At 42.1% G+C, this 25,360-nt stretch carries 23 protein-coding genes and 1 riboswitch; of the genes, 6 read left to right on the forward strand and 17 right to left on the reverse strand.

Annotated elements, in window-relative coordinates:
- Positions 1 to 5: 5 nt before the first annotated feature.
- Positions 6 to 872: a sugar phosphate isomerase/epimerase family protein gene (locus tag DFR59_RS15520; RefSeq protein ID WP_342768320.1), complete on the reverse strand. Its 867-nt coding sequence runs from the start codon at positions 870 to 872 to the stop codon at positions 6 to 8.
- Between the two features lie 446 nt (positions 873 to 1,318).
- On the opposite strand from DFR59_RS15520, the gene DFR59_RS15525 reads away from it, so the two are divergent.
- Together DFR59_RS15525 and DFR59_RS15530 are read left to right on the forward strand one after the other, a co-directional pair.
- On the forward strand, positions 1,319 to 1,987 hold the full coding sequence (locus DFR59_RS15525; protein WP_114746586.1) for a hypothetical protein: 669 nt from the start codon (positions 1,319 to 1,321) through the stop codon (positions 1,985 to 1,987).
- A gap of 190 nt (positions 1,988 to 2,177) precedes the next feature.
- Positions 2,178 to 3,419 (forward strand): efflux RND transporter periplasmic adaptor subunit, encoded by a 1,242-nt coding sequence (locus DFR59_RS15530; protein WP_114746587.1) that lies wholly within the window; start codon positions 2,178 to 2,180, stop codon positions 3,417 to 3,419.
- 86 nt (positions 3,420 to 3,505) lie between these two features.
- Here DFR59_RS15530 and DFR59_RS15535 read toward each other — a convergent pair whose 3' ends face one another.
- The 10 genes from DFR59_RS15535 to sda form a co-directional block, all read right to left on the reverse strand.
- The gene (locus tag DFR59_RS15535; protein WP_114746588.1) at positions 3,506 to 5,938 is read right to left on the reverse strand and encodes an ATP-binding protein; all 2,433 of its coding nucleotides are present in this window, start codon (positions 5,936 to 5,938) and stop codon (positions 3,506 to 3,508) included.
- Positions 5,939 to 5,971: 33 nt separating this feature from the next.
- Positions 5,972 to 6,115: a hypothetical protein gene (locus DFR59_RS20120; RefSeq protein WP_158538410.1), complete on the reverse strand. Its 144-nt coding sequence runs from the start codon at positions 6,113 to 6,115 to the stop codon at positions 5,972 to 5,974.
- Positions 6,116 to 6,213: 98 nt separating this feature from the next.
- Positions 6,214 to 6,945, reverse strand: a complete 732-nt coding sequence (locus tag DFR59_RS15540) for a LytR/AlgR family response regulator transcription factor (protein ID WP_114746589.1) — start codon at positions 6,943 to 6,945, stop codon at positions 6,214 to 6,216.
- Positions 6,946 to 6,987: 42 nt separating this feature from the next.
- On the reverse strand, positions 6,988 to 7,722 hold the full coding sequence (locus DFR59_RS15545) for a LytR/AlgR family response regulator transcription factor (RefSeq protein WP_114746590.1): 735 nt from the start codon (positions 7,720 to 7,722) through the stop codon (positions 6,988 to 6,990).
- Positions 7,691 to 9,022, reverse strand: a complete 1,332-nt coding sequence (locus DFR59_RS15550; protein WP_114746591.1) for a GAF domain-containing sensor histidine kinase — start codon at positions 9,020 to 9,022, stop codon at positions 7,691 to 7,693. Before DFR59_RS15550 ends, DFR59_RS15545 begins: the two co-directional genes overlap by 32 nt.
- 77 nt (positions 9,023 to 9,099) lie before the next feature.
- Complete coding sequence (locus DFR59_RS15555; protein WP_114746592.1) at positions 9,100 to 9,420, reverse strand: STAS domain-containing protein; 321 nt, start codon at positions 9,418 to 9,420, stop codon at positions 9,100 to 9,102.
- Positions 9,407 to 11,491 carry a FapA family protein gene (locus tag DFR59_RS15560; RefSeq protein ID WP_114746593.1) on the reverse strand — a complete coding sequence of 695 codons (2,085 nt, stop codon included), beginning with the start codon at positions 11,489 to 11,491 and terminating at the stop codon, positions 9,407 to 9,409. The genes DFR59_RS15555 and DFR59_RS15560 overlap by 14 nt, the downstream gene beginning before the upstream one ends.
- Before the next feature lie 263 nt (positions 11,492 to 11,754).
- Positions 11,755 to 11,840: riboswitch (cyclic di-GMP riboswitch) on the reverse strand.
- 40 nt (positions 11,841 to 11,880) lie between these two features.
- Positions 11,881 to 12,630 carry an EAL domain-containing protein gene (locus tag DFR59_RS15565; RefSeq protein ID WP_114746594.1) on the reverse strand — a complete coding sequence of 250 codons (750 nt, stop codon included), beginning with the start codon at positions 12,628 to 12,630 and terminating at the stop codon, positions 11,881 to 11,883.
- Between the two features lie 373 nt (positions 12,631 to 13,003).
- Positions 13,004 to 13,363, reverse strand: coding sequence for a response regulator (locus DFR59_RS15570; RefSeq protein WP_114746595.1), 360 nt, complete (start codon positions 13,361 to 13,363; stop codon positions 13,004 to 13,006).
- Positions 13,364 to 13,565: 202 nt separating this feature from the next.
- Complete coding sequence (sda, locus tag DFR59_RS15575; protein ID WP_245948499.1) at positions 13,566 to 13,742, reverse strand: sporulation histidine kinase inhibitor Sda; 177 nt, start codon at positions 13,740 to 13,742, stop codon at positions 13,566 to 13,568.
- A 216-nt stretch (positions 13,743 to 13,958) separates the two neighbouring features.
- Here sda and DFR59_RS15580 point away from each other — a divergent pair, with 216 nt between their 5' ends.
- Complete coding sequence (locus tag DFR59_RS15580; protein ID WP_158538411.1) at positions 13,959 to 14,330, forward strand: PilZ domain-containing protein; 372 nt, start codon at positions 13,959 to 13,961, stop codon at positions 14,328 to 14,330.
- A 104-nt stretch (positions 14,331 to 14,434) separates the two neighbouring features.
- Here the strand turns inward: DFR59_RS15580 and DFR59_RS15585 are convergent, their stop codons facing one another.
- The 4 genes from DFR59_RS15585 to DFR59_RS20125 form a co-directional block, all read right to left on the reverse strand.
- On the reverse strand, positions 14,435 to 16,138 hold the full coding sequence (locus tag DFR59_RS15585) for a methyl-accepting chemotaxis protein (RefSeq protein WP_114746597.1): 1,704 nt from the start codon (positions 16,136 to 16,138) through the stop codon (positions 14,435 to 14,437).
- Positions 16,139 to 16,324: 186 nt separating this feature from the next.
- A complete protein-coding gene (locus tag DFR59_RS15590; RefSeq protein ID WP_114746598.1) occupies positions 16,325 to 16,876 on the reverse strand; it encodes a thioredoxin family protein in 552 nt (183 codons plus the stop codon).
- 106 nt (positions 16,877 to 16,982) lie between these two features.
- Positions 16,983 to 17,420, reverse strand: coding sequence for a VanZ family protein (locus tag DFR59_RS15595; RefSeq protein ID WP_158538412.1), 438 nt, complete (start codon positions 17,418 to 17,420; stop codon positions 16,983 to 16,985).
- 89 nt (positions 17,421 to 17,509) lie between these two features.
- Positions 17,510 to 17,659 (reverse strand): hypothetical protein, encoded by a 150-nt coding sequence (locus DFR59_RS20125; protein ID WP_158538413.1) that lies wholly within the window; start codon positions 17,657 to 17,659, stop codon positions 17,510 to 17,512.
- A 276-nt stretch (positions 17,660 to 17,935) separates the two neighbouring features.
- Between DFR59_RS20125 and murB the strand changes: the two genes are divergently transcribed.
- A complete protein-coding gene (gene murB / locus DFR59_RS15605) occupies positions 17,936 to 18,868 on the forward strand; it encodes a UDP-N-acetylmuramate dehydrogenase (protein ID WP_114746601.1) in 933 nt (310 codons plus the stop codon).
- A gap of 157 nt (positions 18,869 to 19,025) precedes the next feature.
- On the opposite strand, the gene DFR59_RS15610 is transcribed toward murB, so the two are convergent.
- Positions 19,026 to 21,404: a TOTE conflict system archaeo-eukaryotic primase domain-containing protein gene (locus tag DFR59_RS15610; RefSeq protein WP_114746602.1), complete on the reverse strand. Its 2,379-nt coding sequence runs from the start codon at positions 21,402 to 21,404 to the stop codon at positions 19,026 to 19,028.
- A gap of 238 nt (positions 21,405 to 21,642) precedes the next feature.
- Between DFR59_RS15610 and DFR59_RS15615 the strand changes: the two genes are divergently transcribed.
- Positions 21,643 to 21,900, forward strand: a complete 258-nt coding sequence (locus DFR59_RS15615; RefSeq protein ID WP_114746603.1) for a hypothetical protein — start codon at positions 21,643 to 21,645, stop codon at positions 21,898 to 21,900.
- Between the two features lie 198 nt (positions 21,901 to 22,098).
- Positions 22,099 to 22,944, forward strand: a complete 846-nt coding sequence (locus tag DFR59_RS15620) for a YdcF family protein (RefSeq protein WP_114746604.1) — start codon at positions 22,099 to 22,101, stop codon at positions 22,942 to 22,944.
- Positions 22,945 to 22,978: 34 nt separating this feature from the next.
- On the opposite strand, the gene DFR59_RS15625 is transcribed toward DFR59_RS15620, so the two are convergent.
- Complete coding sequence (locus DFR59_RS15625; RefSeq protein ID WP_245948500.1) at positions 22,979 to 25,234, reverse strand: peptidoglycan D,D-transpeptidase FtsI family protein; 2,256 nt, start codon at positions 25,232 to 25,234, stop codon at positions 22,979 to 22,981.
- Positions 25,235 to 25,360: the final 126 nt, after the last annotated feature.

Genomic DNA, 25,360 nt, shown 5'->3' on the forward strand with positions numbered 1-25,360 from the left:
GAAGCTTATACCTCCTCCCAGATTCTTTTGATATTCTGCAAGCCTATTTTTGTCGCAATCTTGCAATCTTCCATCCCTTCAAATTCAAGGGATAAAAAACCTTTATAAGCACTGTTTTTAATGAGCCGAAAGACGTTTCGAATATTGATGTCCCCCTGGCCAAGAATGGCTCCTTTCAAGAAGTTGCCATTTCGGGTGCTAAAGAAGCCTTCGCCGGGATCTTCTGCAGCCGGCCGGTAATAAAAGTCTTTAAGATGAACCATGGAGGATATCGGGAGGTTGTTTTTCACTGCAGCTTCTGGCACTTCGTCGACACAAAGGAAATTACCGACATCAAGCGTTGTTTTAAAATTTGGCCGGTTTACCAGTTTAACGAGAATCTCGACCCTTTCGCTGGATTGAAGGTAATATCCATGGTTTTCAACGCTTGTGGTGATTCCATACTGGGAAGCGTAGTCGGCTATTTCCCTGCATGCATCGACAAGGATGGGAAGATCGCCATAAAACTGCTCGATGCCCGTTTCCTCCATCGGTCTTGAAGCGGCGTCATGGCGCATCAACCTAGCTCCAAGCTGGTTGGCAATATCCACATGCTGCTTGACCCGCTTGATTTCTTCATTCACTTTTTCAATGGATTCCTGGATGAAATTAGCCCCGATGGCGTAATTGGAGATTTCAAGGTCAAGCTCCTCTGCTTTATTCCGGATGTCCTCAATAAGGGATGGAGTCTTGACGAGGTCAAATCCCAAAGGCACGATTTCCACATGTTCCGCTCCATTTTCCTTGATCCATTCCATTGCCTCTAAAATTGTCATGCCATCGTCTCGCATTGCCTTGTATAAACTGTAAGAGCTTACTCCAATCTTCATCATCCGCACCCTCTCTAATTGTTGGTTTATATCTGGAATTCTATTAATTTTATGGGTTTACCACTAGTTGTTGGCGGGTCCATCTATGATAACGGTTGCAATTTGGACCTTGGTGTAAGGTTATTACTTTATTGGTTGACTGTAATAAACTATATGTATTTGCGGTGGATATAAGAACTGGACTATATCTGGTTCACTTAAAATAGTACAACCTCCAATTAAATAAATCAATAAAATTCTGAAAAATCAAACAAAAGTATGTGGTTCTCGAAAAAAACTGGGGCGTGACTTTGCTCTCCACCCCGTCAGCTTATCCACAGGATTCGGTTGACAGTCACTTGGGGTAAACTTTCATTAGGTACTTGGGACTAAAGTTGAAATTAATGGAATTTACGACATTTTTTGCGTTACAATGAAAACATTACATTTATTTGTTGGAGGGACATCTTTTGATCTATCAAGTTCGATTATTCAGGGGACTAAGGGACCCGAGAGCTATGCTTCATCAGCTGGGGCAGGCCGAGACGGTTTACGGACTAAATAATAGAGTGATGCTCTTGTTTCTTTCCAGCTTGCTGATTTTCGCGGTAAGCGGTTGGTTTGGGCTTGGCACTCATGAAATCTCTGCTGAGATTAATAATCTATCAAACTCACAATTTGAATGGGAAAAGTTCCTGTTTTGGATCGGCAGGCTTGTATCGGGGCTTTTGTTTGCTGCGATCTATCTGTACATCATGTCTCTTTGGTTTGACATATGGACCGAGGCCCCGTTCAAGCATTTACTTATTGTACAGGCATTTGCATTTCTCCCGATTTTAATTGAGAAGATTATACATATCCTGTGTGTGTCTTTGCTTGGACTGGACTGGTATTCCTCTCCTGTTTCGCTTGGAGCGATTGCCCAGAGCGCACATGCACCTGCTTGGATCATTTATTTTTCAGGCTGCGCCACACTCTTTAAAGTCTGGAGCATGTACATACAATTTATAGGGTTAAGGAAACTTGCAGCCATGCAGCGCGGCGCTGCATTATTAGTGACCGTTTCCATTCATTTGATTTTTTGGGCCATCACGGCGACTTTGGCCTTCTTTGAATTAGGCTCTTTTCTCAATATTTGATTCTTTAAGCATTAAAACAGGATAATTTATGCAATCTATGTAGAAAATTTAGCTCGAAAAGAGCCTGGATACTCCATTTCAACGCGCAAAACTGGTATCTTCACGTTAAAATCGGCTTTAAGATTTTAACAACAATGTTTACGAAAACAGCCCTGAATTAAAACCATTTTTCTAAAAAGGCGGTAACCTCATGTCTAAAAAGAGCGGATGGCTTATATTGGCCATTGTATGTTTTATTGGATTGAATCTTTTTCTTATTTATAAAAAGAACAGCTTGGTTGACAGGACTAATTTTCTCACTCAATGGACTGAAGTGAAGGCAAAGGACCTCGAGAATTCCATTGCCACCGAAGGCGTTCTCGATGCAACAGAAACCAATCAAGTTTATATCGATAAAAATAAAAGTTTTAAACAGTTTTTAGTTAAAAAAGGGCAGCCTGTTGAAACTGGTACGCCTCTATTTGAATATGACGGGTTGGATTTAGAAGAACGACGCAGTCTCATCACTTCTGAACAGGATAGGCTGCGCAGTGAAGCGGCAAGCATGGATCAATTGATTACAGAGCTGGAGTCGCTGAAGAGCAGAGTCCCTTCTGATTCTTCGTTTGAAAGTTCCAGTTTTGGGGCTGATTCCGATTCAGCGCAGGACTCTCAAGGCGGCGCTAAATTACAAGCCTACTACGACCTGGCTAAGACGATTTCTGAGAAAGAGCAGGAACGGGAAAAAGTCCAGCAGCAACTAGACATGTATGATGAGCAGTTGAGGACGCTGCAGAACGGGGAAGGGAGTTTGACGGTCGTCAGCCCTTACAGCGGGATCGTTTCGAATGTTTCACACGAATTGGATAATCCCGGGGTAACCATTGTCTCCAAGAACTCTGTTGTGAAAGGCAAATTAACAGAGGAGCAGCGGAGCGACGTGAAAAATGGCGATAAAGCGCATATCACTTCCAAGCACTTTACTGGAAAGCTGAACGGGACCGTCGCTGATGTGGCGGAGCTGCCGGAACTTACCCCTTCAACTGACCATGATTCTAGATATCCTTTCGTCATTGCAGCTGATGATGCTGCTGAAAAGGATTTGCTGCAAGGCTACCATGTGAAGGCAGAAATCGTGACGAAAGAAGCAGAAAATGCAAATGCGGTTCCTGTGAAAAGTGTGGTGCATTTCGATGACGTGAAATATTTATGGGTGCTGAATAATAAAGGCATCGTCGAGAAGCGAAAAGTGAAAACAGGAATCAAAGATGATGGCTATATTGAAGTGAAAAACGGCGTAAAAAAAGGAAGCCACATTGCGGAGCTTCCAGATCAGGTGCATAAAGAAGGACTATTCGTCACTCTAATGAAGCCAGGGCGAATCAAATGGGATGATGACGCGCAGTTCGAAGGAAATTGGAAATACATGATTATGGGGATCTTAGAACCATAATTTGGGACGGAGGGACAGGTTCTTTGTCCCTCCTTTTTGTTTCCGGAAGTTTGGGACAGTAAACCTGTCCCCCCGTCCCATGCCGGTCAGTTAGTGGAACGGGACAAGGAACCTGTCCCCATGTCTTTGCCGAGCACTTCGGTTATGGTTTTGAGGAATGGCTGAATCTGTATTGGCTTTACGATGTATGTGTGGAACCCGCTTTGCGCTGCTCGTTCAATGTCTGCGTTTAAGGCGTTGGCGCTTAGGGCTATCACCGGGATCTCTTTTGTTTTATCGTTTGATTTTAAGATTTTGATGATGTCGAAGCCCGTACAGTCGGGCAGGTGTATGTCCAATAAGATCAAGTCCATATCACCGGACCAGGATTTTGAAATCCCTTCTTCTCCAGTCATCGCGGTGTGGAGTTCCATCCATGGATAGACTTTCACGATTTCCTCCACTAAATGAATATTAGAAGCCTGATCTTCGATATAAAGGATTTTTTTCTTTTCAGAATGGCGGATTACTTCCTCTGGGAGGGTTAACGCACGCTTCTCCTTGTTCGCCTCTTTAGAATCCACTTTCAAACTGACGCAGAAGTCGCTTCCCTTGCCCTCTTCACTGGAAACCGATATGCTGGCATCCATCATCTTAATAAGCTGCTTCACGAGCGAAAGGCCAATTCCCACACCTTCTACAAGTGTTCCTTCTACTCGATAGAATGGTTTGAAGATCTTTTCTATTTCAGATTCGGACAGTCCGATCCCTGAATCGATGAAATGAATCTCCACATTTTCTTCTTTGACCTTGCAGGTTACTGTTACAGACCCGCCTGCTTTATTGTATTTCAAAGCGTTATCCATTAGATTGATGAAGACTTGCTTCAAACGGGTTGGATCTGCCATGACACTGATTGGGCTGCATTCATCAAGCCTCAGCAATACATCAATACCTTTTGACTCTGCAAGTGGAAGGAACATCCGGATGGCTTCATTCAGGATGACGGAAACATTAACCGAATCAGGAGACATTTTCATCGCCCCCATTTCAATCCGAGAAAAATCAAGGATTTCCGTCATTAATTCCAGCAGGTGCCTTCCCCCGCTCAAGATCTCACTGACAAAAGATTTCTGCTGCTCTTTCAATGATCCATCTAGTTCAAGGAGCTGCGCAAAACCCAGGATGCCATTCAAAGGGGTGCGAAGTTCATGGCTCATTTTCGATAAGAAATCAGATTTGGCCAGGTTCGCTTTTTCAGCGGTCTCCTTTGCTTTCCTAAGTGCACCTTCCATTTCATAACGTTCTGTAATGTCCTCCAGTGTCCACAAGTTCCCCCTGAATTCATTTTCAATTTTAATCGGGACATACCTTCTTATATAATTGCGTGCATTCAATAACCGGATTTCCGCTGAATCAGGTTCCTTTTCATCCAAAATCCTAGTGACCTTTTCTTCTAAATATCCAGTGTCCTGATAGAACAGCGAATGAATTTCCCTGCCATGCCTACCGACTTTTTCGCTTAAATTCCTTAGCCCGAACATCTCAGCAAATCGAGTATTGTAGAGGGTAAGGCGTCTATGCTCATCAGTCATGAATATCCCTACATTCAAATTGTCGATCATGGTTCTCTGGGTGACAAATGCTTCTCTAAGCTTCAATTCCTGGTCTTTTTGAAAAGTGATATCGGTAAAGGAAATGAGGGCGGCTGTTTTTTCTTCTTCCAGTTTCAGAGGCTTTGCATTAATGGAGATCCATTTAAATTTAGCCCCTTCAAGCTTGATTCCTAAAATAAGCCCATCAAAATCCATGTGCTGCCGCTTGATTAACATGGTTTGAAGGGTCTGTATAGAAATCCGCTTCCCTGATTCTTTTTTCACTTTGATTTTCAGTTGCGAGAGCTTTGTTATCGAACTTTCTTCTTTGACCAAAAGCATATCTCTCGCATTTTGATTCATGCTGCTGATTGAGCCATTTTGGTCAATGATGATGATTGCTTCTGACATCGTACTTAAAACGGTGCGGTACAGCTGCTCTTTTGCCTTCAGCTTCTTTTCAACACGTTTGCGGTCGGTAATGTCGATACAGGATCCAATGACTTCAATGACCTTTCCATCGCGGATCACTGGCCTCAAAGCGGCTACATATTCAATTCCGTTAATGTTTCCTTCATATTCTGTATTTTCGCCATTCCAAGCCCGATCGTAGCTGGAGAATTTAAAATCTGCTTCATCCTTGGGCAAAATCTCGTGCAAGGTCTTCCCGACGATATCCGACGATTTGAAAGCCATCCGATTCAACAGCTCGCCATCGCAGAGGGTATGGACAAACTCATTCCCCTGTTTCTTGAATTTCAGGATCATTCCCTGCTGCTGCCTGACCGTTTCCTGCAGATCAAGCTGAACTTCCTGCATCTTTTCTTCATAATGAAGTAATTCCGAAGATTCATCGCGCCTTTTTTGGCCGACCCTGGCAACCGCATAAGATAGAACAATAACCAGCAGCGCTAGAAATAAAATGATCACTTCCTTGGTTGTCATGTTAAAAAACTCCTTTAAAAATGGAAATGCCCGCTAAATAGAGCAGGCATCTACCTTGGCAGAACCCCTGAATTCCTGCGCTACCATCCATTTGATGAATTCGATTTCTTGAATAGTCAATTCACGTTTCAATCTGCTTTGGAACTGCAAAACAAGATCTATGTATCGGTCCGCCATTTCTGATTCTCCTTTTGAGGAAATTAATCTTCTGTATAATTCTTTGGTGTCCTATTAAATTCCTCTTTTTGAAACGGCCATGATTCACTGAGATTCCACTAATGATTTAATATCCCTTGTATTTCATGGATTTTCAGTTTGGAGATATAGGCTTTTTTCTCCGAATCTTTAAAATGGGCCAAAAATGTTTCCCCGGACGCTTCAATCATGAACACTTGGCTGAGGTTCACAATATAGGATCGGTGAGTCTTGCTGAAATAGGATGGCAGATGCTCCTCCATTTCATGCAGGGGCTCCGTCGTCTCAATCCGCTCTTTCCGGGTATGGATAATCGTCTTCCTTCCTTCTTTTTCGAGAAAAAGAATGTCGTCCATTTTCAAAAAGAAATACTCATTCTGCTGTTTAACGGACAGCATGTCTGCCTTCTTCTCCTCAATATCGGCTGGATGAGTTTGAAGACGATGGATGTTCTTCCCAGCTTTTTCAATCGCTTCGTTCAATCGATTTTGTTCAATCGGCTTCACGACGTAGTCAACCGCCGAAATGCGAAAAGCTTCAACGGCAAACTCCTCGTAGCCAGTCGTGAAAATCACTTGAAGATGCGGAAAAATGGTCTTGCACGTCTTCACCGCCTCCAATCCATTTACACCAGGCATATCAATATCGGCCAGAAGGATATCCGGCTTCAACTGTACGACTTTCAGTATTAGTTCATCACTGCTTTCCGCTTCACCAACCAATTCAAGATGAGGCATCGGTTGAATGAAATGGGTGAGAAGCGTGCGGGAAGACTTGTCATCATCGGCAATGACTACCTTCAATAGTTCCATCCGCCACTCCCTCCTTTTTGCTATAAAAATTTGTTTCAAAACCTAATTTTGAATTTCCATTAACTCTTTCAATTCGTTTATCTTAAGCTTCGAGATGCTCGCTTGCATATCAAAATCATGAAAATAGGCAACAAATGTCTCTTTCTGTGGGGTAATATGCGAGATTTTCTTTAGATTGACCACATATGAGCGATGGGCCAAAAAGAAAGAATTATTTAGCTTTTCCTGAAGATTTCCGAGGATTTCAGATGTTTCATAGACTCTTTCTTTTGTATAGACCAAGCATTTGACACCGCTTTTTTCAATAAAGTATATATCCGCAAACGGAATATAATATGTCTTTTGCTGGGCTTTGATTGGCAGCCTATCGAGCTTTTCCACCATTCCTTGAGTGACTTGCCTTTCCGCTAATATGATTTCCTTTGCTTTATCGAGTGCTTGATAGAAACGATTTTTTTCCAGCGGTTTGACGATGTAGTCAACGGCTTCCATGTGAAATGCTCCGACCGCAAACTCATCATAGCCTGTTACAAAAATAAATTTCAGCCCTGGATTGAACTCAGCGCATTCCTTCATTGCTTCCATTCCATTTTTAATTGGCATATTAATATCTGCAATGATTAAATCAGGATTTAGTTCGAGGGCAGTATGGACCAGTTCTTCCCCATTGGCGCAGGAACCTAAAATATAAAAATCAACCAGCTTTCCCATGAAGTGCTCCATGATTTCGATTCCGTCAGCATGGTCATCTGCCAGCAGGACTTTGATTATACTCATCGGACCTTTCATCTACCTTTCTATCGTGGACAAGCTTCATAGTGATCCAGAAAGTGCTCCCTTCTCCCAATACACTTTCCACCCCCGCTTCGCCATCCATTTCATTGATCAGCTTCTTCACAATGGCCAGTCCGATTCCGGTTCCTTCGATATTCGTCTCTTCATTATGAATCCGGTAGAAGGGGGTGAAAATATGTTCCAATTCATCTGCCGGAATCCCAATTCCTGTATCCTTTATTATTAATACGACCGTTTCCGTATGGCGTCTGCATTTAATATGAATATTTCCGCCCCATTTGTTGTATTTGACTGCATTCACTAAGAGATTGCCGACTACTTGTTCAAGGCGGATAGACACTCCCCAGACGGACTCTTCCATTACATCTGTTAAATCATGTGTGATGGAAATACCCTTCGCTTCAGCATCGGGCTTAATCCTGTCTACACATTTCCGGATCATGGCTACAATCATGACAGGCTCCATGAAGCGTTTTGCAGGCGGAGCATCGTATCTGGCGATATCAAGCATTTCATTGATGAGCTTCAACAGCTGCCTCCCGGATGTCAGGATCCTTTTCACCCTTTTTTCCTGCATGCTGCTCAATGGGGCCTCCAAATCATCCTCAAGAATCTGCGCGAATCCTAAAATGGAGTTCAGCGGGGTCCTGAATTCATGGCTCATCATAGAAAGGAATTCTGTCTTAATCCGATTTGCTTTCTCTGCCTCTTCCTTGCTTTTCTTCAAATCCCTTATCAAAAAGGTCCGATCCAATGTGATCGCTACCCCATTACAGATGGTGTAGATGAACTCAATCTCTTCAGGGGAAAAAGTAGAACGGCGAAAAGACCCAAATGAAAGGGTCCCAATCAATTTTCCATATGCCATCAATGGGTGGCAGACATAGGATTTCAAACCCAGCCCCTTTATGAATTGAACTTTTTCATCAAGCGATTCATCCACATGTTGAACGATGCAGCGTTCCTGCTCCTCAGCCACCGTACCACAAACAAATTCCCCCAGTTCCAGGCACTCCGCTTCTTTTACTGAATTTTCATCGATGCCATATGAATTCATGAGGTGCAATTTCCCAGTCGCTTCATCGAATATATAGTTAAAATAAATATCGAGGTCCAGGTAATCGGATATAGCTTGGAATAATGAGTCCAGAACATCCTTTGGATCTTCTTTATAAATCATGTGGCTAAGGGATTTATAGAGAAGCAGGAGTTTTTTATATTTTTCTTCCATTGTCTCTTCCGAACTTTTTTTAGATGTGAAATGTTTGATCAGCTCGTTCATTTCAATCCCTCTTCCCGTTAAGCGTTTACATATATTTTACTAGTATTCCAGAAAAATATCTTTTGGTAAAAAAAGGGTTAGACGAAAGCCGATTCCCCAATGATTTCCCGGAATCCTATGATTTCAAAGACGTCTTGTACAGCTTCCTGTACGTTTTGAATCAATACTTCCTTCAAAAGATACTGATTCTTCAGCGAATCTATCAAATGGATCAAGAGGCCGATCCCCGTAGAATCGACAAATGAGACATCCGCCAAGTCTAAATGAATCGTTTGGAATTCCCCCAGCTCCGGAATTAATTCCTGCTCAATGAATTCTGCGACCTCTATATCTAAATCCCCTTTAAAGTAGACCGTTCCCATTTCCTCATTCTCTTTGACCAGTTCATATTTGAACATGCAGTTTACTCTCCCTTCCAGTCGAATGAAAGCCAATCCGTCCGTTTTCATCCACATAAGCGGAAAAATGCGTCACATCTTGGCTGAACTTGTGACAGACCTTTCCGATTTGGATCACGGTCCCTTCCCTTGCCAGATTCATAGAAATGGTCTTTCCTTGCGGGACCACTATTCTTGTCCCGACTCCGGAAACAGATCCGGCTTCTTTAACGAAAACCCCTTCTCGTGCAAAGACGTCTCCGCCTCTCAGAACGCCGTTGATTCTCACGGTGCCTCCCGCATGAACTTTTGAATTATAGCAGCCCTGTCCGAATACCATCACATCGCCGCTTGAAAAAATATTGCTGTTAAGGGAATACAGCAGCTCTACTGCGCTCCCAGTCTCATCTGCTATTTTATATTGGTCATGCAAGACGCCAAGGTCATGCAGGAGTGTATGGAGCGCATCAAACGAGTGCCATTTATTCGGGATGGAAGAAAGGAAACACATCCTTAAGTCTTCCGACATGTCCTTCCAGTCCGTTGAAATCCATTGGTCGCCTTTTTCTGCTATTTCGAGGAATTGCTGGATCAATCCTTTCAGTGTACTGAATTTCTTTTCCATCAAGAGTTTGAGTAGCGGCAGAAGTCCATTTTTTTCATAGTCGCTAAGCTTCCAGGCTGGAACTTTTCTGAGCTGATCGATGGATTGGATCAATTTACCTACATTTTGTTCCACAGCGTCTAAAATATAGACCAATTCGGAAATGTACATATTGTCTTTCCCTGCACTGATTGTGCTTCCAATCACATTACGGCTGATAAGGACGGAACTTTTTGAAATGATGGTAGCCATGTTCACATTTTCACTGATCTGAATCACCCCATCAGCTTCAACAAGCATGGAATTTTCCACATTCCCAAGGATATCAACATCTCCGTTGAATCGGATATTCCCTGATTCAATCGTGACGTCTCCTGAATAGACCATCTTTTGCATGATAGAGATTTTAACGAGCTGTCCTGATTTTTCTAAATATGGGCGGCCGGATTCAGAAGCCACCAATTTTCCGACCCCATCGGTTTCAACGAGCATGACGCCTTTTCCCGTCTGGATGACAAGTGGAAATGTCTGTTTGGCAGGCAGCGGTTTATTGGTCACGGTTTTGCCTGGAATGCCGGGGATTGGCGGATGTACAAGGGCGATTACCTGTCCTTGTGAGACGCTTGGAACCGAGCGGATTTCCCTGAAATCAACCGTCCCATTGGCTCGTTTTTTCGGACCATTCTCTTTATCTTCAAAAGCAGAAATCACTTCCAGATAGCCATTCTGCCCTTCAATCGATTCAATTCCCTTGGCAACGACAAAGCTTCCAGGCTTATCTGTTTCTATCGCTTTCATCATTTCCTGATGATGGAAGCCGTGTATGACATTTAAGGATTCGAGCTTATTGATAATGGCTTCATAGGTCAGTGTATTTTGGCTGCTTCGTACTTCCTGTGCTTCTAAAAATACATGTTGGGCTGGCGGGCAGTCTTTTACAGAGCGGATGATTTTCACTCCCGGCTCGACATGGAGGGTAACGGCGAGATGCGCAGAATCCATTTCGATGCGCCATTTCGTTTCGGTCTCCTCACTATCCACCTTGATTTCAAAGTGGTCGCCTTCCTCTACGATGGTCGTTCCTTCAGATAGAAAGCCATTTTTATAAAGTTTAATGTATTTTCCTGTACTGATGGTCGGGAATTGTGTTGGGGATGGCTGTCCGATGATTTGGCCATTTTTAATCTCCACCATGCCTTTTAGACCCTTCTCTTCCTTGAAGAGTTCTTCAATGACTTCTTCTAATGAAGTGGATGTATCATCCAATTGTTCATCGATCATTGATTCCCAATTGTGTTCTTTTTTTGGTTTAGTGGAGGACTTTTGTTTCGTTATTCTGACGACAGCCGGCTTTGCACGGAGAAATTTCTTCGTTTCCATTTCAAGGATTTCAATCGACACCTCTTCACGGGCAGCGCCTAAAATCGTCAACCCCATTTCGACCGCATCGTTGACACATTTTCCTCTGGATACAATTGATTGACTCATCTGGAATCTACTCCTTTACTTTGATTACGGAAGAATGAATACAGACATTATTCCTCTTTAGGAAGAGCTTCTGATTTTCTATTCACCGCTACTGTCTATTTTTTGAAAATAAAAAGCTGCCCCAGTCATTTGTGAAACTCCTTCATCCAAGGAATCAGCCTCTGGTAAAAGTGCTGATCTGCTTGGAAGAAAGTGTACAAAAAAGAATGGGACAGCCATTAACAGGGATTTAAATTCCTGTGACTTATAGTGCGTTCCATCCTTTCGGCGGCCCGGCTGCCATTGTCTTTCCAACGTTAGGCCCGTGGCTTTGCGTCCTCACTTTTCAATGAGTTTGCCTTTATCGAGGATTTAACCTTTGTATTCGGTCAAAATTCGAATTTTAATGTTTATATTATGAAGATCTTTTCCTTTAATCCTGTTTCCAGCTTTTGCGGTTCACCAAGGAGATAGCCTTGCACTATAGGGACATTCAGCATTTTGGCTTGAGCTAAGTCCACATCCTGTTCAACGCCCTCGAGGATGAATGTCATCTGCGGGTCCAGGTATTGCGACAGCATAGAAATCGTTTCCTGCTTTTCTTTTGAATAAGCAAGGCCTTCTGAAAAATAACGGTCCAGTTTGACAAATGTGGGTTTAAAATCAATCATCTTTTGAAATGTGGCCGCTCCTTTTCCGACATCGTCAAGAGCAATAAGGAAACCGAATTTCTTGATGACATCCAGCTTTTGAGGGAGATCCGGGTCGTTCCAAGCGTATTCTTCTTCAATCGTTTCGTTCATTTCCAGCACTACCCGCCCCGGCAATTCCGGATGCTTTTCAATAAGCCTGATCAATAATTCGATAAAATCCGGATGTAGGATTGTAGAAGGATAAACATTGAGAAATAGCAGCTGCTGATCGAAGTCCATGAATGGAAATTGTTCAATTGCTTTTACAAATGACAAAGTATCAAATTCATAAAGAAGACCTTCTGAACGCGCTTCATCAAATAGCTCTTCCGGATTGATCCGGTTTCCGCTGCCAAATCTCAATAATCCCTCATACCCGTAGACCTTCCAATGAGCAATACGCCAGATTGGCTGAAAATAGTGTTCCACACTCCCACTATGAATGATTTTTTCCACACTTGATTGCATCTGCTTTCCCCTCCTTTTTCCTTCTTATGCTTTGTTATTCCCACTATAACTTTAGTCCCATTAAGTGTCTAATGGACTCAGGACCTTTCATGCACAAAAAGGGACATTTCAGACTCCCTTTCATGACATTCATGTACAAAACCGGACATAATACAACAAATTTCGAATAATTTGAATAAATATAAAACATCTGTGAATATTTATAAAAACTGGGACTTGGGGACAGGTCCCTCGTCCCAATTGGGGATAGTGTGAAGTAACACGACGGTGGATTTTATGAAAGTAATGCGGAGTGTGGGACACGGGACCTGTCCCCATTTGTCCCATCTGCACAAAAAAATGCCAGCAGAATTTGGGATTCTGCTGGCATCTGTTAGTCTGTCAATCTATTCAACAATGGAATGAGCCCTTCAAAATGGGGCTTTCCAATAAAGTATTTCGCGCCAAATTCTTTTGCTTGATCCATCAATTGCTTCTTTCCGATGGCTGAACACATGATGATCTTGGCTTCAGGATTCATGTGCAGGATCTGCCTCAATGCATAGAGGCCATTAAAAAATTCCATCGTGTTGTCAAGCAAGACAATATCTGGTTGACATTGCTGGTATTCTAAAACCGCAGTATGGCCATTGACAGCTTCTGCTGCTACTCGATATGGCGTATTCGCCAATTTAGACTTCACAAAATTACGAAAAAAATTAGATTCCTCCGCCAATAAAATGGTCTTCAACATTCATCACCTTTCCCTCAGATCCGGCAAATAAATGGGAAGGAAATTGGTGCTGGGTTCACTGAAACCCTTTTTCATCTGTCGTTCTATTACTTACTGCCTATTCGCCTAAGATAGAATAGCATAGAATAAGGAAAATAATAGAATTTAGTTTATTTTTAATAGAACGATAATTTACAAGATTCAATTAAGGGGCTTAAATGGACTACGTTATTGATTTTTCACTAGCCTCCAGTTCATTTTGTACATCCCTGGGACCCCTGTTTCTTTCGAGCAGTTCTTCTCTCAAAATCTCAATAAATTCATGGGATAAGGAAAATTTGCATGCTTTCTTGTAGGCTTCTACCAGCTCTTTGTCATTTAAAAATCGCAGCGAATCCATTTTTATCACCCTTTCCCTTATTTTAAAGTGGATGATTATGCAGCACGCGATGATTCTCTTAGGTATATTGTATCTTTAAACCTATTAATATACAATATATTTTATAAAAAACCATCCTTAACATAGGTCTTTACACACTTTAAAATTCTATTTTTTGATTAGCTGCAATGTTATATAATTTGAATACGATAATCATTATTAAAGGGGATGGATGGCATGAGATACCAAAGGGAAGAAGCCTTCCGTTATGTGTTTCCTAAGCCGCTCGATGCTCATTTTACGATCATAGAAATCAATGGTCGTCCCGTTTCTTCATCCGAAGGGGGAGCTAAATTGATAGATTTAAGCCCCAGCGGCATGAAACTCTCAACTGCTCTTCATATTCCAGTGTCACAAAGTCAAAAGGTCAAGCTCAGCATCCGTTTTTCAATAAATGACCATGAATATACAATCATTTCGGAAATGGTGTGGGAAGAACCCCATGCAGGTGCATATTATTATGGAGTTCATTTTCTCGCTGACGAACCATTGCAGCAAGAGATCATTAGTGAATTGAAGCAATATGCGAGGACAGTGCGTAATGATTAAATCAACAAGCTTTAAAAAAAGTCCCAATTAGAAAAAAAAGCAGATCCTATCGAGTGACAGGATCTGCTTTTTTTCAAGTCATAACATGATTCGAAATGACGCCATTAGATTTTGAATTGTCTCACTAGGCTATTCAAACTGTCAGCGAGTTTTGCCAAGTCAGTGGAGCTTTTTGCTACTTCTTCCATGATGCTGTTGGACTGCTGAACCGTTGCGGTTGTCTGCTCGATTCCTGCTGCTGATTCCTCTGTTACCGCTGCAATGCTTTCGATAGCCGTATTCATTTCACCGGATTCGCTTGAAATCTGTGCCATGTTGGCGCCGATTTCATTCATCTGGCCGACCATGGCATTGATGGATTCCTTCAGCATGTCAAATGTTTCCCCAGTGATTTTAACGCTTTCCGTTCCTTTTTTCACCTGTTCAAAGCTATCCACAAGCGAGGTCGAAATGAGAGAGGATTGCTGCTGGATTCCTTCTACATTGGACACGATGCCTGAAAGAGAGTTGGTCACTTCTTCCGCAAGCTTCCTAACCTCATCAGCTACCACTGCGAAGCCTCGTCCATGCTCTCCTGCCCTTGCTGCTTCAATGGCCGCGTTGAGCGCCAATAGATTGGTTTGGTCAGCGATTCCTTGAATCACTTCTACCAGCGTGGATATTTCCCTTGATTGTGCTTCAAGGCCGCTCATTTTTTTCGAAACATCCTCCACCGTTTCAAAAATCTTGTTCATGGCACCTATGGATTCATTCATCAAGCTGCTTCCTTCATTGGTTTTCTCTAAAACCACCATAGAGGAAGCCGTTACATTTTCCCCTAAATCATTTGTTTTCGAGACTGTGCTGCTGTAAGTTTTCATTCTTTCTGTCAATTCACCGGCAGAGCTTGCCTGCTGGTCAGCCCCTGCAGAAAGCTGCTGCATCGTAGCCGCAATCTGCTCTGTGCCAGTCAACACTTCATTCGAGGACTGCGTCAATTCTTCACTTTGTCCCGTCACTCTTTCCGAAACTTCTTGGATTTCTTTGACCAATCGAGAAAGCTGGTTTTTCATATGTGAGATGGACGTGCTGAGCTGCCCGATCTCGTCTTTCCCCTTATAATCCAAGTCAGGAATATTTAAATTTCCTTCTGCTATGGAATTTGCAGTCGTAACGACCTTTTTCAAATTCAAGCGGATTGCGCGGTTGATAAGTAAAATAAGTGCGATTCCAATAATTGAAGCCGCTACGATGGAAATCAACAGGATGAAAAAGCTTTTTGCCAACCCTGCATTAGTGTCCTGCTCCGCTTGGCTCCTGGATTTTTCAACAGTTTGTTCAAGTGAATCCAGCTTCGCGATTGCTTGCGGACGAAGCACACTAATCTGATTCAAAATCTGGGCAGATTGGCCTGTGTTTCCACTATCCACAGCTGAGACAAATTGATTTAAAAATAGGTCATCCATTTTGTCATTAAATGAGGTAACAGTCATGAACAAATCTTTTTCCTGCTGTGTATCGATGCTTGGTTCGATATCCTTCATAAGCTGATTGAACTGGTCTATCCTTTCTTTGTACTGTTTCACTACATCTTGGCTGGGACTTCTTTGATAATCATAGACCCTGATGGATTTTGAACGGAACAATGAACCCATTTCTGTAATGGCCACGGAACGGTCGCTCTGACGCCCCAGTCTTTCAACACTATCGTTGATAACTTTTAATTGTGTGAATACCAATAATGCTGCGATAATGAACAGCAATACAACGGTACCAAGCGCAAATAAATATTTGCCGCCTATCTTGATATCTCTCCACTTCTGTCTCATACGTTTCCCCCTCTGATTGTCCTCTTAAAGTGGTGCTTTCTATTATTCAGGTAAATTTACAAACCTACTCCTTTCTTATATCGGCCGATAGTCACGACATTTTACAACAAAATTCGCGATTTGTATTTTCATAAATAAAAAGCCCCGAAGTTCAGACGTAAACTGAACTTCGGGGCTTTGCACAAATTATTTTATTTTTTCTTTTATGCTTTCATAAACTGTTTCCCATACACTTCGGTCCGCTGTATATTTATTCGTCAATGTTTGGATCATCTTCTGCTGTTTCTCTTTAAAGTCCGGTGCTTCTTTATCAGGCATATCGGCGCGGACTTGATCCACAAATTCCTGCACTTTTGGAGCACGCGGCCCCCATACAGCTTCTTCTTCACCTGCTGCATTGATAAAGATGAAAATCGGGATTGCCCTTGACGTTCCATTCGTTAAATATTGGTCCATCAGTTCAAGGTTTTGATCCCTTGAAAGAAGGCTCATTTCGATGTCTGCTGCTTCAGCAATTTTCATCAAGATCGGGACATTCACCATAGCGTCCCCACACCAATCTTCTGTCAGGACAATCACTCGAAGCCCCCGTTCAGCCACAGAGTTCCATAATGAACGATCTCCTTCTGGAATATTGAATCCTTCATAAACCATTTGTAAATTTTCTTTATGCACCTGCATAGAATCTATATAATCCTTAGGCTTCATGCCTTTTTCAAACCAATTGTTCAGCGTCATCTGCTTAACTCCTTTTTAATGTAAAACTACCATATTTCCCGAAAAAATGCCTCAAAAAGCACTTCCCTCTTTTAAATCAGCAGGCTATTGATTTAAAACTACACCGTTATTTTTTCGTATATTTTGTACTTCTTTCAAATTCAGAATCCACCTGTTTTTTGATTGTGATAAGCAGTAAAGCTGCCAACACACCAGCTGAATCGATGAACATATCGACAAACCTTCCGTCGCGGGAAAAATATAATTGAAGAATCTCAGTCGTGATGGCATATCCTATTGATACCAATAGCGTCAAACGATATTTTCTTACCCAAGAAAAAACCAGCAAAGCAAAAATGGTAAAACTAGAAAAATGACCGATTTTTTGAATGATATATGGCTGGTCTTGGAGGTCCGTAAAGTTGAATTGAAACAATTCAAAAAAGTTTGGTTCAGGATTAAATCTAAATCCAATCATTCCCCTATACATCAAATCATCGAAGCTTTGAGTACATGTAAACAGAAAAATTAAAGCGGCCACTAAAACTATCTGGATAATTTTCAAGCTTGGAAACACCTCTTTTACTATCAAAATCTTTATTAAAGTATAGTCTCTAAACCGTCAATCTATACTTAGCAGGAGGCTCCAAACCCTTAGGCTAGTTCACTCTCATCGTTTTCTTCCTTCAAAAGAGGTTCAAGATCCTTTTCGAGCAGCATCAATATTTTATATGCATCCATATTTTCATTTTTACTCAACTGGATAGATTTTTCTAATATCTTATATAACTCTTGTGTTTTCACTTCTATAGCTCCTTTATACTTTCTTTTTAAAACTGTACCAAAAGAACTGAAAGAAAACATTACATTTCCAATAAATTCCGGAAATGAAATAATGACAATTGTCGACAAAAACCGAGAAATGCAGCCGTTTGCAGGATTAGTCTCTCCGTTGTGAGGGTATTGAAGAGTTAGGAAACCAAATGGTAATAAGAGAGGATTTAACTTTTCGGTTGATTCATCATATAATGATGAGGGGACTTTCACCCAATTTATTGACTACTTTACTAGGATGATTAAATGATGATTAAAAACGAAATTCAGCAAAAACTGTTATCGATTGTGAAAGATGAGAACTTAAAGATAGATGAATTGATTCGAAATCATACGTATACAAAGCTTGGCGGGAAGGCGGATTTCTTCATCACGCCTACCTCCTATGAAGAAGTACAGGCGGTTGTGAAACTGGCGAGAACAGAAAATATTCCGTTCACACTGATCGGAAATGGATCTAATTTGATTGTAAAGGACGGCGGAATCCGCGGGATTGTGCTGAACCTTAAGAATTTCAAAGACATTTCTTCAGACGGGACGAAATTGACTGCCCAGAGTGGTTCACGAATCATTGATGCGTCCAGGTTTGCTTTGGAAAAAAAACTGAGTGGCCTTGAATTTGCTTGCGGCATCCCGGGTACTGTCGGAGGCGCCCTTTTCATGAACGCTGGTGCGTACGGCGGCGAAATCAAAGATGTCCTTGACTATGCAATCGTTGTGGACCGGAATGGCGACCTTGTGAAGCGTGCAGCTGCGAATCTGGATCTTGACTACCGTAAAAGCAATATTGCCGAAAATGAAGACATTGTCCTTGAGGCTGTGTTTGAATTGAAGCCGGGCAGCTACGATGAAATCAAAGCCATCATGGACGACCTGACATTCAAGCGTGAATCCAAGCAGCCATTGGAGTACCCTTCTTGCGGAAGTGTGTTCAAGCGCCCTCCTGGCATGTTTGCCGGCAAGCTGATCCAAGACAGCGAACTGCAAGGTGCGAGCATCGGCGGGGCACAGGTTTCCACAAAGCACGCAGGTTTCATTGTAAATAAAAACAATGCAACTGCCGAAGAATACATCTCGCTGATCCGCCACGTGCAAAAGACCGTGAAGGAAAAGTTCGGTGTTGATTTAGAGCGCGAAGTCCGCATCATCGGAGAAGACCTTGTGAAGGAAGAACCTTGAGGTTAGGATGAACGGATATATTTATTGAAAAACTCGCCATAACCGATTATGGCGAGTTTTTTATTTCGGTGGATTCGACATAAGTCGGGTGGTGCCTAGTCACTTTGGTGTCGTTTGCGTCGACAAAAATCGGGGCGTGACTGTGCCTTAGGGTCGCTTAGAATAATTTCATTTGCTCTACTTGGTTTTGTGGTTCTTTTTGAGTTTTGTATCCTAATGCTTTATAGCCTGCCTTTCTTTTTTCGTACATTCTTTGTAGGACAGGAACTTTTTCATCGATGTAGTCATAGACCTCTACCGTTTCTTTGTTCATATAGGAACGATGTAAACGGCCGACGTACTGCTGTAAAGTACCGCTCCAGGATACAGGCATGGTCAGAAATAGTGTATCAAGGCGTGGGTCATCAAAGCCTTCTCCAATATATTTCCCCGTGGCAATGATGATTCTTTCTTCATCTAGAGGGACTTCTTTTAATTTTAACAATCGCTCCCTCTCTTCTTTTTTACTCAATCCCCCAATCAACACAATAATGTTTTTGGCAAATCCTTTGAACATCTTTTCAAGAATTTCTACATGCTTTTGTCTCTCAGTCAAAATAATAGGATTTCGACCTTCTTCAAGAGCATGAAGGACATCATTGAAAATCAAGTCGTTCCGCTTCTCATGTATACAAAGCTCATCAAAAATCGCTTGTATTGATTTCTCTTCCACATTATTGGTGAGAAAATTTGTTTTCCTTGGAACCAAAACGTGACTAAACGAATGAATTTTAGCTTGTTTTTTTGGATTTACTTTATATCTTATCGGACCGCACTGCATGGTCATGATAGGATGGAGTCCATCTTTTCTTGTAGGAGTCGCAGTCAATCCAAGTACATACTTAGCCGTCGCCTCTTTCATCACCTTTTCAAATGTAAAGGCCGAGATATGATGACATTCATCCACAATTACGTGACCATAACTTCTTATCAGCTCTAAATTCTCTTGCTTTGAAGAAAGGGATTGAATGGTCGCGATATCTATCTTTCCAGAGAGTTTATTTTTCCCTCCTCCAAGCTCCCCTATCTCCTTATTATCAATAGACAAAAAGCTGGCCAACCGTTCTCTCCATTGTTGTATGAGCTGATTACGGTGGACGATTACGAGAGTATTTTCTTTTCTTTCATTTATCATCGCGGCACCAATAACAGTTTTTCCAAATCCGGTTGTTGCTGATAAAGTGCCAGCAGGAAATTCTTTCAATGCATGTATGGAGTCAACTTGCTGAGGATACAGCTTTCCTTTGAATTCCAATTCCAATGAAGTAGCTGCATGCCTCTTTTCTTGGATTTCGAATTGAATGGATAACTCTTCAAATAGCTTTGAGACGTCATCTAGACATCCTCTGGGCAGAATCAACTCGTCTCCTGATTCTTGGATACAGTTGATTTTCCTCGGAATGTTATGGGTAGAAAGACGTTTTGACTGAGCTTTGAAAAATTGTGGATTGTTAAAAGTCCCGATTTCAAATAATTTTTGAGCTATTTGTGGTGAGAGATCATTTTTCTTGAAATGAACACCTTGATAAAGATATGCCGTTAACTTCTTAGGAAGCTTGTTATTTTTTGATACAGGAAGAACAGTCTGGATTGTGGGTGCCTTATCACCAATCAGTTCTATGATTCTTGAAACCTTCATTCTTTCAATTGTTTCTAAAAATGTCCATTGATTAGGATAAGGTTCAAAATTTTCATCTACAAACACACTGTTTCCTTGCTTTCTTGAATTACCTTGCAACGGCATGGCTATTAAATTTCCAACCCCCCCAACGGGAATCTTATCCTGATTCGGGAAGAGGCGGTCATATGAATCAATTCCTAATCCAAAGTAACTCGTCGACGTTTTCTCCAAAAGGAAGGTCCCCAGTTTCCTGGCCAATGAAGCACGAACGCTTTCCTCGAAAAAAATCCAAACATGAGCACCATTTCCTGATCTTGATTTCTCTATATATGCCGGAAGTTTAAGAGATCTGCACGTTTTCCTAAACGCTTCTACGTCTTGTTTCCAGGTACCTTTATCAAAATCAACCGCTAGAAAATTACATTGATCCCCTTGTATGAGAGGGTAAATGCCAATGGTTTTTTCTCCATTTAAATGTTTGTAGACCACTTTCTCTGTAAACGGTAGATACTGTTTATTCAAACATTCACTACATTTGATATTAGGTTTTTGACATATCTCTGGCACCCATTCATTTTTGCAGGCAGGGGAGTAGCCGGAAGTCCCTTTTTTAGATTCCCAGCGTTCCGCATAAACATCTTCTCTTCCTTTAAAAAGACTCATATAAAGGCGGATTCGATGGTTGATAATTTTCTGTTTTTCCAACCTTTTTTTCTGGGCAGAATCCTGCGAGTTGTTGGGGGTTTTATTTGGACGAAGTTCTTCGTGATATGAAATATTATGTTTTTCCAAAATTCTTTTTAAAAGTTGGTTTTCAGCTCTAAGCTGAGCTATTTCTTTATACGCTAAATCCAGCTGTAATCTAATATCACTCATACTCTCACCTCAAATTCAGTGGTTTCCTAAGACGAAAAAGGGATTATTACAATTTTCTATTAACTCCCGATAATACTAATCTACCATCATCTTTGCCATCCATACACCCATATAAACCAAATTCCCATTCGACAAAAACCGGGGCCTGACTGTACCTGTAGTGTTACTGGTTTTTAATGGAATCCTCCGTATCCGCCCACTTTTTTGTTATAATAGATTGAAAAGGAGGTGTGTAAAAATGGATCAAGTCATACAAGCAATACGCGAGCTGCAAAACCAGCTTACTCAGTTTGAAACGAAGGTCGACGAACGTTTTGATAGGTTAGAGAGCAGGATGGACAGATTGGAAGATAGAATGGACAAGCTAGACTTTAGAATGGATCAACTGGAACAAAATCAGTTGGAAATCCAGGATAATATTCAAGTCCTCGTCAAAGAAAACTGGGAACATAAAAAAGACCTTCATAAAGTGAAAAGACGTATTGGGATGGAGTAAACCCCCTATCTATTACCATCAACTCCTATTTATAAACACTTCGCTTATTCTGCATAATAGTTAGAAACCACTTAATATTAGTACCCAACAATTGTTAAAGGCACTTGAGGATTGGCCAAGTGCCTTATTTATTGGCTATTAACCAATCCATAATTAGGTTAAAATGTAACTAGTTAACTGTTTTGAGGAGGACCCTCATTGATCTATGCCATAAAATTGTTATATAGTTTTTTCCTGCCCCCGGGCATTTTCATTCTTTTGCCGTGGGTGGGGGTCTTTTGGCTCTACAGGAATAGAAATAAAACCGGGGCCAGACTTGCACTTATTTTTTCTTTACTTCTATATTTTTTCTCGACAACATTAGTTGGCCAACTCACTATTCACCACCTAGAGTACGCGTATACTCCGCCCCAAAAACCTGATGGTGATGTCATCGTGATGCTCGGCGGTGGCGGGGTCACTTCGCCTGATATGAACGGAGCAACAGGCATTTTGTCTGGTGCTGCTTCAAATCGGCTCCTGACAGCTGCACGGCTGCAAAAAGAAACAGACCTCCCCCTTATTGTCTCCGGCGGACAGGTATATCCCGATACCGGGAATGAGGGAAATATTGCAAAGCGTCAGCTAAGGCAGCTCGGGGTGCCTGAAAATAAAATTATCATTGATGACAAAAGTTTGAATACAGAGCAGAATGCCCAGTATACGAAAAAATTAATGGAACTCCATCATTTTCGCAAACCAATTTTAGTCACCTCCGCCTTCCATATGAAGCGATCTGTCCTGTCCTTTGAAAAAGTCGGCATCTCCGTGGTGCCGTTTCCCACAGATTATCGTACAGGCCGGACCATCTCGATTTATTTGAACAAATTTGCGCCAGGAGATTTCGAAAACCTGCATATCACTGCGAAAGAATGGCTTGGGATTTTGGTGATGAAATTAAAGATGATTGGGACCACCGATGATAAAAAGGATGCAGCCGCTGAGGCTGCATCCTTTTTGTTTCTTCCCATTCCAGGCCCGATCCCTACGCTGCACACCTGCTAGACTGGGACAAGAAACCTGTCCCCATGTCCCACTCTTACTCTCCGTTGTTTTCTTCGCGGGTTTGGGTTTGACCTTTTTTGACTTGTTCTTGGTTCTCTACTTTTTGGACGGCTGTGTTTTGGTTGAGTCCCTGCTCTTCTCTTTGTTTTTTCAGTTCAAAGTAGGCATCCATGATCTGCTTTCCGATTTTGTAGTTGATGTTCGGGTTGTATGCATCTTCCTGATACGCCCATGGAACGACTACAGAGAAAGCTACTTCCGGATGGTCGTTAGGGGCATAGCCTGCGAGCGTCAGATTCCAGGTCATCGGGATTTCTTTGCCTGCTTTGACGAAGTCCGCCCGTTTCGGCCCATCATATAATCCTTCGGCTGTCCCTGATTTGGCAGCAGGACTGTAGGTTGTTTTTACTGAACTGTATCTTGAAGTATAGAAAGTCGAATAGGCTGTTCCGCCCGGTTCCTGGGCAACTTGCCTGAATCCTTCCTGCACGCGTGCAATCCACTCCGGCTTCATATCAAGTGTATTCAGCACCTTCGGCTCAACTTCTTCAATGATCGGTCCGATTTCGCCCGGATCCTTAACCGGCTCACGGATTTCTTTCAGCACGTGCGGCTCCATCCGATATCCGCCGTTTGCGATCGTGGAAATATATTGCACGAGCTGAAGCGGTGTGAATGTATCATACTGGCCGATGGCAAAGTCGAGCAGAAGTCCCGGCAGTTTGACCTTACCCTCATATCCAACCTGTTCATCCGGTAAATCAATCCCGGTCCTTACACCAAGACCGAATTGCCTGAAGCTGCTGCGCATCTTATCAAATGCACTCAAATCCAATGGCAATGCTTCATGCGGGCGGTAAACCCCGTGCCCGATCCGGATAGCGGTTTTAAACATATACACGTTGGATGATCGCTTCAATGCAGTCAAATCATTAATGTTCCCCATGTTTGTATAGGATTTTTTTCTCGGGGTATCCGCAATATAAAGCGGCTCATCGTAGATATAATCACCCGGCTTAATGGCGCCTGTTTTATACCCGGTCAGAACTGTTGCTCCTTTCACAGCAGACCCGAGGGCATAAGAAGTGGTATAGACCCCTTGCGTGAAATCCTGCAGAACCGGTTTGCCGGTTTCTTTATCAATTACATATTGTCTCCCCGCCATGGCTAAGATTTCACCAGTGTAGGGATTCATCATCGTAACGAATGCACGGTCCAAGAGCTCGTGGCCCGGAGTTTTTTTAGCCGCCATCAATTCCTTTGAGACAATTTCATCCACCTTTTTCTGAAGTTCCATATCAATGGAAAGTACGAGGTCCTTTCCCCTCTGCCCTTCAGAAACCGTTTCCGAACTTATGACATTTCCTGCTTTATCCGTTAAATTTAAAATTTTCCCCTTTTTCCCTTGAAGCACATCTTCATACTGCATCTCCAGATTGCTCAGGCCCACCCGGTCATTCCGGCTGTAACCTTTCGCTATATAATATGGAGCAAGTTCTTTCGGAAGTCCTGTACTTTTGTCGGAAACCCTGCCCAAAATGGACTTCAGTGTGGTTCCATAAGGATAATAGCGATCCCAATCCGTGGTGATATCCACCCCTGGCAATGAGGCAAGATGAGCACTGACGCGGGCAAATTCTTCATCTGTTACATCCTGGTTCTTGATAATCTGCGGAACCAGGTTGTAGCCGCCGATCATCTGCCGGTAGATCGCCAGCACTTCAAGATCGGATTTCGTCAGCATTTCTAAATCTTTTTTCTTGATTCGCTCAAGCTGAAGATCATAAATTTTATCGCTGTCCATCTTATTTGCTTTAAATTTATTCCACTCGTCTTCCGAGATTTTTTCTTTTGCTTTATTAGGATACTTCATGATCCAAAAGTCTTTCTTTTCCCGCTCGGTCACTTTATCATCAGGTTGATCGATCATCGTGGCAAGCTCTCTTGCAACCTTTATCATATCCTCCTGCTTCGTGGTTTGCGTCCTCGTGTAAGTGATGGCGTTGAGCGGAGTATTATCAACGATGGCTTTGAAGTTTTTATCAAACATCTTTCCACGCGGAGATGACATCGGCACTGTGACGTCTTCAATCCGCTCCACTTCTTTTTTGTAATCCTGGCCGAACACAATCTGAACCACACCAAGACGCAAGATCAGCAACGAAAACAATAAAAATACGGCGAAAAACAAAATATTGATTCTGACCGGAATAAATCCTTTTTTCTTCTTTTTTTCAGTATTTTTCACTCTGCACATCCCTTTTCCACTATAGTCATCCGCAAAACCCATGGCCAATATTCTCCCAAACTATTTATTACCATTATAGTAAAATCCACCACATTTTACTAGAAAAGGTGAAAATTCGACAAACATGGAATGTGCCTGTCACCAGGTATGTTATAATTATGAAAATAT

The organism is Falsibacillus pallidus (genome assembly GCF_003350505.1).
Taxonomy (GTDB): domain Bacteria; phylum Bacillota; class Bacilli; order Bacillales; family DSM-25281; genus Falsibacillus; species Falsibacillus pallidus.